Here is an 8,841-nt window from a genome sequence, read left to right as displayed (position 1 = left end):
CTTAGCCGACATCTCCGCCATGCCGGCCTCTGCATCTAGCGAGCCGCCCGCGTCGTTCTGGGCCGCCGCGTCCCTGCGGATGTCCTGGCTGATCTTCATCGAGCAGAACTTGGGGCCGCACATCGAGCAGAAGTGTGCCGTCTTCGCGGGCTCGGCCGGCAGCGTCTCGTCGTGGAACTCCCGCGCGGTGTCCGGGTCGAGCGCCAGGTTGAACTGGTCCTCCCAGCGGAATTCGAACCGGGCGTCCGACAGGGCGTCGTCCCACTCCTGGGCACCGGGGTGCCCCTTGGCGAGGTCCGCCGCATGAGCGGCGATCTTGTAGGTGATGACACCGGTCTTCACATCGTCACGGTTCGGCAGCCCCAGGTGCTCCTTGGGCGTGACGTAACAGAGCATCGCCGTTCCCCACCAGGCGATCATCGCCGCACCGATGCCCGAGGTGATGTGGTCGTACGCGGGGGCGACATCGGTGGTGAGGGGGCCCAGCGTGTAGAACGGCGCCTCCTCGCAGATCTCCTGCTGGAGATCGATGTTCTCCTTGATCTTGTGCATCGGGACGTGCCCCGGGCCCTCGATCATCGTCTGGACACCGAACCGCTTGGCGACCGTGTTGAGCTCACCGAGCGTGCGGAGTTCGGCGAACTGCGCCTCGTCATTGGCGTCGGCGATGGAACCGGGGCGCAGTCCGTCACCGAGCGAGTACGTCACGTCGTAGGCCGCGAAAATCTCGCAGAGCTCCTCGAAGTGCTCGTACAGGAACGACTCCTTGTGGTGCGCCAGGCACCAGGCCGCCATGATGGACCCGCCACGCGAGACGATTCCGGTCTTGCGACGCGCCGTCAGCGGGACGTACGGCAGCCGGACACCGGCGTGCACCGTCATGTAGTCGACGCCCTGCTCCGCCTGCTCGACGACCGTGTCCTTGTAGATCTCCCACGTCAGCTCCTCGGCCCGGCCGTCGACCTTCTCCAGTGCCTGGTAGAGGGGGACGGTGCCGATCGGGACGGGGGAGTTGCGCAGGACCCACTCACGGGTGGTGTGGATGTTGCGGCCGGTGGAAAGGTCCATGACCGTGTCGGCCCCCCACTTGGTGGCCCAGGTCATCTTGTCCACCTCCTCCTCGATGGAGGAGGTCACGGCGGAGTTGCCGATGTTGGCGTTCACCTTCACCAGGAAACGCTTGCCGATGATCATCGGCTCGATCTCCGGGTGATTGACGTTCGCCGGCAGAACCGCCCTGCCCGCCGCGATCTCCTCGCGCACGACCTCGGGTTCGACGTTCTCCCGGATCGCGACGTACTCCATCTCCGGGGTGATCTCACCCCGGCGGGCGTACGCGAGCTGTGTGACAGGCCGGCCGTCACGGCTGCGGCGGGGCTGCCTCGGACGGCCCGGGAAGACCGCGTCGAGATTGCGCAGGCCTCCACGCGGCGAAGTGTGCTTGAGCCCGTCGTCCTCGGGACGCGCGGGACGGCCCGTGTACTCCTCGGTGTCCCCGCGGGTGATGATCCAGTTCTCCCGGAGCGGGGCGAGGCCCCGGCGCACATCGGTGTCGGTGGTGGGATCGGTGTACGGGCCGGACGTGTCGTACAGCGTCACGTCCTTGCCGTTGGTGAGGTGCACCCGGCGGACCGGCACCCGGAGATCCGGGCGTGAGCCCTGGACGTACCCCTTGTGCCAGCCGATGGACTCCCCGGCCGCGTCATGCCCCGCGCCTTCGGTGTCCGCGGTGTTCACTGCGTTCACTGAGGGCTGCGCCTTCTGCGCATTCCCCACCGAGGCAGGCGTGCGTGCGTCCGCTGTGGTCATGAGACCTACTCCCTACGCCGGCATTACCCGGTAACAGGTTCGGCGGTCGGCGCAGCGTGCCCCGTATCGGTATACGGAGGTCAGCGCCCTCTCAGCCCGGTGCTCCGAGCTCCCGCGTGTACAAATGCGCCTCCACGCTAACCTCCCTTCGGGCGTGCTGGCCAGAGGGCCTCCCGACTTCTTGGGATGATCGCCGGGTGACGTCCTCCGGAAGCGCCCCCGAACCCCACGGCCCCGCATCAGACAGCACGCAGAGTCATGCGCACGGCCACTCCCACAGCCACGGTCCTGCCGCGCCCGTTTCCCAGCACCTGCGCAAGGTCATCGCGGCCGTGGTGATCCCCTTCGCCACAGCGGTGCTGGTCGGCCTCGTGGCACTCTGGCCGGGCGGTGCCCCCGCCCATGAACGCACAGGTGTCGGCTTCGACCGGCAGACCCAGGACGGGCGGGTGACGAAGGTCGTGCCGGTCGACTGCGCGGACGTCAACGCCTCGCAGGTACCGCCGACCGGTGACACCTCCACGCCTTCAGGGCGGGAGGCGGTCAACGAGCAGACAGGACAGTGCAAGAAGGCCACGGTCGAGGTGACGACCGGCAAGGACAAGGGCCGTACGTTCGTCGAGGTCGTCCAGCCCGATGCACCACGACAGCTGCGCGAGGGCCAGGGGGTGGTCGTCGCGTACGCCCCCGATGCGCCCCGGGACCTGCAGTACTCGGTGACCGATGTGGACCGCTCGTTCCCGATGGCGCTGCTCGCCGGGATCTTCGCCCTCGTGGTGGTCGTGGTGGGCAGACTGCGAGGGCTGATGGCACTGATCGCTCTCGCCGTCTCCTTCGCCGTACTGACCCTGTTCATCCTGCCCGCGATCCTGCAGGGCTCGAACCCTCTGGTCGTCGCGGTGATCGGGGCCAGCGCCATCATGCTGATCGCCCTCTACACCTGCCACGGGCTGACGGCCCGCACTTCCGTCGCCGTCATCGGCACCCTCATCTCCCTGCTGCTGATCGGGCTGCTCGGCTCTCTCTTCATCGGCTGGGCCAGCCTGTCCGGCAACACGGATGACAACACCGGCCTCATCCACGGGCTGTATCCGGGCATCGACATGAGCGGCCTGCTGCTGGCCGGTGTGATCATCGGCTCTCTCGGTGTGCTCGACGACGTGACCGTGACCCAGACGTCGGCGGTCTGGGAACTCCATCAGGCCGACCCGACCATGGGTGTGCGCCGGCTCTACCGGGCAGGCATCCGGATCGGGCGCGACCACATCGCCTCGGTCGTCAACACGCTCGTGCTCGCTTACGCGGGCGCGGCGCTCCCTCTGCTGCTGCTCTTCTCCATCGCGCAGAGCGGCGTGGGCACGGTGGCCAACAGCGAGCTGGTCGCGGAGGAGATCGTCCGGACACTGATCGGGTCGATCGGGCTGGTCGCCTCGGTGCCGGTGACGACGGTGCTCGCGGCCCTGGTGGTCTCCGCGGACCGCACGGGGCTCGGCGCGGAAGCCGGAGCTCCTGCACCCGCACGGACCGGGAGGGGCCGACGCCGCAAGGCGTGAACCGCGACACCGCACGCAGGGACGTGGACCGCAGGCGTGCGGTGTTCAGCCCGAGCGTGCTGTTCAGCCGACTCGTCCTGCCCAGCAGGAGCGTTCTGCTCAGCGGGATCGTGCTGCCCGGCAGGAGCGTTCTGCTCAGCCGGCGTTCTGTTCCTTGGCGAGGATGCGGCCCAGCGCCTCTTCCAGATTGCCGTCGAAGTCACCCAGCGTGTGCTCCTGCCCCAATGGCACCATCTTGTCCGTCCGGTCGAGAAATGCCACAAGAGGCGCCGTGCCGGCTCTGAAGAGCGCACGGTCCGCGCCGACCTGAAGGCGGATGTGTACATCCGACAGTCCTTCGGGCTCGGTCGGGGCGATGTGCACATCGCCGTCACCACTGGGGCTGTTGAGGCCGTCGAGCAACAGCTCACGGCCGAATGCCCAGGTGACGGGGGCGTCACCTGGCAGATGGAAGGTCATCCGGATCGCATACGGATCGCTGACCTCGTACCGGAGCTCCACCGGAATACGGAAGGAAAGCTCCTCGGAGACGAGGAAGCTCATCATGACCTCTGCTTGAACCGACTCGCGCATCGTTCAACCCCGCAGTAGATGAATCTGGCCAGGAATGATCCCCCATGGCCCTATTGACGCCATCGTGGTGCACGCGATAGCAGATCACAAGGAGTGATTTTTCAGATACTGATAGAGAACACGAACGAGCGCAAGAGGGTGGTCACTTCGCAGCGTAGTTGTTCGACTGCGGGGAGCAACCGTTCTTCTTGGTGCAGGGGGAGAGAAACAGCCATGGCCGCGACGGCGGAACCGACGGTGATCGGAATGGCCGCACAGACCGTCCCCATGACGTACTCCTGCCGTTCAACGACAGGTTCCGTACGCTTCATCGATCTCAGTCGGCGCAGGAACGTCTGACGGTCCCTTACGGAGTAACGCGTAAGAGGCCGGACGGGGTGGCGGTCCAGATGCTCCTCACGCGCCCGCTCGTCGAGTTGCCCGAGGAGGCACTGCCCCAAGGCGTGGGCGTGGCCGGTCTCGCGGAACGAGGCCCACTCACGCACCGCCGGAATGGCGGGAGTCTCGGCCACGGCGACCATCTCGATCTCGCCGTCCTTGTACAGAGCGCAGTACACAGGGGCTCCGATGGCGTCCGCCCAGCGAGCAAGCGACTCGACGATCACTCCGGGACGCGGAGTCGCGGGGCCTTTGCCCAGCCGCTCGGCAGCCGCCCCGAACAGGAAGACGCCGTTCTCCCTCCGCAGATACCCCTCATGGGTCAGGGTGCGCAGCAGGTGATAGGCGGTGGGGAGGGGCAGACCGGCCTCCCTGGCGAGCTGTTTCGCCGGCGCCCCGTCCCGATGGGTGCCCACAGCCTCCATAAGTCTCAACGCCCGCTGAACCGAACCGATCAACGTCGGGACTGCGGTACTCGATGCCGCGGTCACAGGTCACCCCCAGGCATGGTGACGGGCTGTCAGCCCTCCCGAGGGGGCCGCCCCCACGGGCCCGCCGCGAGCCTGGGGTCCGGAGACCGGACGGTCGCACAAACCACTGGGCAGGATGGTGACGGTCCGTCATTTCCCAGCTGGCGGCAGCGGTACGTCACTGTATCGGCACGTTCAGTCACGAGCGGGGTTTCGTCCTGGACTTAGCTCAGCTGGGCTAATCCACGAAGCCCGGCCCGGCGCGCGGTCCTCCCGGATCCCACGCGGCCGGACATCCTCCCGCCGTCCTTACCAGTCGCTGCGCTCGGACGAGGACATGAACTTCCGTACGACGAAGATCAACCCGCCCACGAGGACGACGAACACCAGAACCTTGAACAGCAGTCCGATGACGAACCCGACCACGCTGGCGATCAGGCCCCCGAACACGACGATCGCGACGAGAGGCACCGCGACCCACTTCACCCACCAGGGCATCCCCGCGAAAATCTCCCGCACCGCCATCTGCGCTACCTCGTCTCTGTGAGTTCCTGCCTCGATGCTAGAGGCGCGGGGGAAGCCGGCGGGCGCCGGAAGCCCTTGAAGTCCCCTGAGCGATCCCCTAGGGAACACCGGGAGCAGAGGAGCTCGGCAGCGGTGGGACACCCGCAGAGCCGTTCAGCCCTCCGGCGGCGAGAAGACCACCATCACCCTGAGGTCCTCGGTGATGTGGTGGAACTTGTGGGCGGTCCCCGCCGGTACGTAGACGACGCTCCCCCGTCCCACCTGCGTGGTCTCCATGCCGACCGTGATCGAGGCGCGTCCGCTGACGACGAAGTACACCTCGTCCTGCTTGTGCGGCTGCTGGGGGTCGAGCGCGCCGGCGTCCAGGGCGTACAGGCCGACGGACATGTTGCGTTCCCGGATGAACTGCAGATAAGCGCCGTCGTTGGCAGCGCGTTCCGCCTCCAGCTCGTCCAGTCTGAATGCCTTCATCGTCCGTCCGCCCCTCACGCCCGTGCTGTCCGTCCGTCGGTGTCCGCCACCGATCGTGTCTGCCACGATCAGACACATGAAGAATTTCGTAGTCAAGACGATCGCCAACGCGGGTGCGCTGGCCGTGGCCATCTGGCTGCTCCAGGACATCACGCTGACCGGTGACAGCACCGGACGCAAGGTGCTCACGCTGATCGTGGTGGCATTGCTGTTCGGCGTGGTGAACTTCGTCGTCAAGCCGGTGGTGAAACTGCTCACCCTGCCTCTGTTCATCCTCACGCTCGGACTGATCACCCTTGTGGTCAACGCCCTGATGCTGATGCTGACCTCGTGGCTGGCCGGGCTCATCGACGTGAGTTTCCATGTCGACGGCTTCTGGACCGCTGTCCTGGGCGGTCTGATCATCTCGGTCGTGTCCTGGGCGCTCAATGTGGTGCTCCCCGACGAGGACTGATCCGGGCGCTGATGGCACAGTGCAGAGCGGACCGGTGAACACCGGGGAGAGACGAGGAACGAACATGAGCACCACGGGCGACGGAACACGGGCCGTACGGGCAGGTCTGCCGGAACCGGAGCAGTACGAGCCCACACTTCCCGGTCCGGTCTTCGCCGCGCACTTCCATCTGTCCGGCGAACCCGTCGGCCCCTATACCTACGGCCGGGAGACGAACCCGACCTGGACCCACCTGGAGCGCGCCATCGGCGAGCTCGAAGCGCCGGGGGAGCAGGTGGAGACCACGGTGTTCGCCTCCGGGATGGCCGCCATCTCGGCGGTGCTGCTGTCCCAGGCACACACGGGCGACGTCATGGTCCTGCCCGACGACGGCTATCAGGCACTCCCCCTGGTACGGGAGCAGCTGGAGGCGTACGGTGTCGAGGTGCGGACCGCGCCTACCGGCGGCGATGCCCAGCTGGAACTCCTCGACGGGGCGAAGCTGCTCTGGATCGAGACGCCCTCCAACCCCGGGCTCGACGTCTGCGACGTGCGCCGGCTCGTCGAGGCCGCGCACGCCGCGGGAGTTCTGGTCGCGGTCGACAACACCCTTGCCACCCCCCTCGGCCAGCGGCCCCTCGAACTGGGGGCGGACTTCTCGGTTGCCAGCGACACCAAGGGCATGACGGGGCACGGGGACATCCTGCTCGGCCATGTGAGCTGCCTCGACCCACAGCTCTCGGCCGGAGTACGGCGCTGGCGCAAGGTGGTCGGTGCCATTCCCGGCCCCATGGAGGCCTGGCTCGCCCACCGCTCGCTGGCCACGCTGCAGCTGCGGATCGACCGCCAGTGCACGACCGCGCTCGCGCTCGCCGAGACCTTGGCCGAGCGCGCGGACGTGACGGGGCTCCGGTACCCGGGGCTGCCCGGGGATCCTTCGTACCCGACCGCGGTCCGGCAGATGCGGCGATTCGGCTCCGTGGTCTCGTTCGTACTGGCGGATGAAAGCACCGCGGAGCGCTTCCTTGCCGGGCTGCGCCTGGTCGACGACGCGACGAGCTTCGGCGGCGTCCGTTCCACTGCCGAGCGCCGGGCGCGCTGGGGCGGTGACGCGGTCCCGGAGGGCTTCATCCGTTTCTCGGTCGGCGCCGAGGACCCCGAGGACCTGCTGGCGGACGTGACGCGGGCACTGGACGAGTCCGCGCGCTGAACGCTCTCTCCACGGCCTCTCTCCACGTCCCTGGCGGGACCGGCCCGGGACGGGCGTCCCCGTCCGCCGGACCGGTCCTTCTCGGGACGAGCGGTCCGAGTCTCCCCCTCGTGACTCGGACCGCCCTGGTTCCTGTGACGAGAACCGTCCGGACAAGGCTAATTGACTCTGCGTCAGTGTCCAGTCACAGGAGTGACAGCAGCCTATCGACATATTTATGGTCGGGGCGGTCGCGAGCGCCGGTGCGGGCCGGCGCAACATCGTGGAAGTGGAGGGGCGGGCCGTGGACCTGGCCCTGCTGCGCACGTTCCTCACGGTGCACCGGGCCGGTTCATTCACCCGGCCGCCGCTCTGTCAGGACTCTCCCATCCGGCCGTGACCTCGCAGATACGCACTCCGGAGCGGCAGCTGGGCCGCCCGCTCTTCCTGTGCAGGGCTCGGGGGGAGACCCCCACCACCGTCGGCGACGAACTCGCCCACCGGGCCGCCCCTCATCCGGACGCACTGGTCGGCATCGTCGATGTGGGGCTCGGCAAGGGCTCGGGAGCGAGGACACTGCACCTGGCAGGCCCCCCGAATCCACCTCCGCGCGAGTGCTGCCCGCTCTCACCCCGCTGATCTCCCAGGGGCTTGTGCTGCGCAGTATCTTCGTCCCGAACACCGAGGAGATGCTGGACGGGCCGGCCGTCATGATCTGGCGATCACCCCCGCCCGTCCGCGCGGTGGGCTGCTGACATCGACACCCCTCTGCGACGAGGAGCACGTCCTGGTCGCCACGCCGCTCCGCGCTGGGCAGGGCGGCTGGGGTCCGGGGCGCTGCGGCACGAGGATTCCGTACTGCTGGAGCAGCTGCCGGTGGTCGAGGCGCACGAGAGCCTCCCCCTGGTCTCCCGTTACTGGACGACGGTCTTCGGCAGCCGCCCGGCCGTCTCCGCCGCCGTGATCGCGCCGGATCTCCGCGCGGTCCTGGAGGGCACGGCAGCGGGTGCCGGGCTCGCAGTGCTACCGCGCTGTCTCTGTGACAGCGAGCTGGAACGAGGCGAGCTCGTGGCGCTGCTCGACCCTCCCGTGCCACCGCTGCGCACGTACTTCCTCATCGCCAGAACCGGCATGCTCGGCCTCCCCCTCATTGGGCGGGCGCATGAGTGGCTGGTGTGTGCAGCCGCGGACTGGTGACCGGCAGGCCGATAAGAGTTTCAGACGGGGCTTCCTGGGCCACTCTCTTGCCATGACCGAACGTCCCGTGGTCAAGCGCACAGCACGCGCCATCCTGCTCGACGGCGATGACCTCATCCTGATCAAGCGCACGAAGCCCGGAGTCGACCCGTACTGGCTCACGCCAGGAGGGGGTGTCGAGCCGGAGGACACAACCGTCGTCGACGCACTGCACCGGGAGGTCGACGAAGAGCTGGGCGCCAA

9 protein-coding genes and 1 pseudogene are annotated in these 8,841 nt (G+C 67.8%); 5 read left to right on the top strand and 5 right to left on the bottom strand.

The window, feature by feature from the left end; genetic code table 11:
- A partial coding sequence (gene thiC / locus VN520_RS37455; protein WP_325751417.1) for a phosphomethylpyrimidine synthase ThiC occupies positions 1-1,809 on the bottom strand: 1,809 nt, incomplete at its 3' end.
- Between the two features lie 197 nt (positions 1,810-2,006).
- On the opposite strand from thiC, the gene VN520_RS37450 reads away from it, so the two are divergent.
- The gene (locus VN520_RS37450; RefSeq protein WP_325751416.1) at positions 2,007-3,362 is read left to right on the top strand and encodes a YibE/F family protein; all 1,356 of its coding nucleotides are present in this window, start codon (positions 2,007-2,009) and stop codon (positions 3,360-3,362) included.
- A gap of 135 nt (positions 3,363-3,497) precedes the next feature.
- Here the strand turns inward: VN520_RS37450 and VN520_RS37445 are convergent, their stop codons facing one another.
- From VN520_RS37445 to VN520_RS37430, 4 genes are all read right to left on the bottom strand, one after another.
- Complete coding sequence (locus VN520_RS37445) at positions 3,498-3,935, bottom strand: SsgA family sporulation/cell division regulator (RefSeq protein WP_325751415.1); 438 nt, start codon at positions 3,933-3,935, stop codon at positions 3,498-3,500.
- 101 nt (positions 3,936-4,036) lie between these two features.
- Positions 4,037-4,804: an IclR family transcriptional regulator gene (locus VN520_RS37440; protein ID WP_325751414.1), complete on the bottom strand. Its 768-nt coding sequence runs from the start codon at positions 4,802-4,804 to the stop codon at positions 4,037-4,039.
- 288 nt (positions 4,805-5,092) lie between these two features.
- Positions 5,093-5,302 (bottom strand): DUF5326 family protein, encoded by a 210-nt coding sequence (locus VN520_RS37435; RefSeq protein WP_325751418.1) that lies wholly within the window; start codon positions 5,300-5,302, stop codon positions 5,093-5,095.
- 159 nt (positions 5,303-5,461) lie between these two features.
- Positions 5,462-5,779, bottom strand: coding sequence for a cupin domain-containing protein (locus tag VN520_RS37430; protein ID WP_325751413.1), 318 nt, complete (start codon positions 5,777-5,779; stop codon positions 5,462-5,464).
- A gap of 76 nt (positions 5,780-5,855) precedes the next feature.
- On the opposite strand from VN520_RS37430, the gene VN520_RS37425 reads away from it, so the two are divergent.
- From VN520_RS37425 to VN520_RS37410, 4 genes and pseudogenes are all read left to right on the top strand, one after another.
- On the top strand, positions 5,856-6,233 hold the full coding sequence (locus VN520_RS37425; protein ID WP_325751412.1) for a phage holin family protein: 378 nt from the start codon (positions 5,856-5,858) through the stop codon (positions 6,231-6,233).
- Between the two features lie 64 nt (positions 6,234-6,297).
- Positions 6,298-7,422 (top strand): cystathionine gamma-lyase, encoded by a 1,125-nt coding sequence (locus VN520_RS37420; RefSeq protein WP_325751411.1) that lies wholly within the window; start codon positions 6,298-6,300, stop codon positions 7,420-7,422.
- A 283-nt stretch (positions 7,423-7,705) separates the two neighbouring features.
- Positions 7,706-8,598 (top strand): annotated as a pseudogene (locus VN520_RS37415) (LysR family transcriptional regulator).
- Positions 8,599-8,650: 52 nt separating this feature from the next.
- Positions 8,651-8,841: NUDIX domain-containing protein (locus VN520_RS37410; protein WP_325751410.1), on the top strand; the 191-nt coding region annotated here is incomplete at its 3' end.

The organism is Streptomyces sp. (assembly GCF_035563135.1).
Classification (GTDB): Bacteria; Actinomycetota; Actinomycetes; order Streptomycetales; family Streptomycetaceae; genus Streptomyces.
The sequence above is the reverse complement of the archived record's forward strand: the minus strand, read 5'-3'. Positions and strand labels throughout refer to the sequence as shown.

What these genes read in the sequence shown, in the direction of transcription:
- VN520_RS37425 (WP_325751412.1), top strand. Translation starts at nt 5,856, where the DNA reads ATGAAGAATTTCGTAGTCAAGACGATCGCCAACGCGGGTGCGCTGGCC.
- VN520_RS37420 (WP_325751411.1), top strand. Translation starts at nt 6,298, where the DNA reads ATGAGCACCACGGGCGACGGAACACGGGCCGTACGGGCAGGTCTGCCG.
- VN520_RS37430 (WP_325751413.1), bottom strand. Translation starts at nt 5,779, where the DNA reads ATGAAGGCATTCAGACTGGACGAGCTGGAGGCGGAACGCGCTGCCAAC.
- VN520_RS37445 (WP_325751415.1), bottom strand. Translation starts at nt 3,935, where the DNA reads ATGCGCGAGTCGGTTCAAGCAGAGGTCATGATGAGCTTCCTCGTCTCC.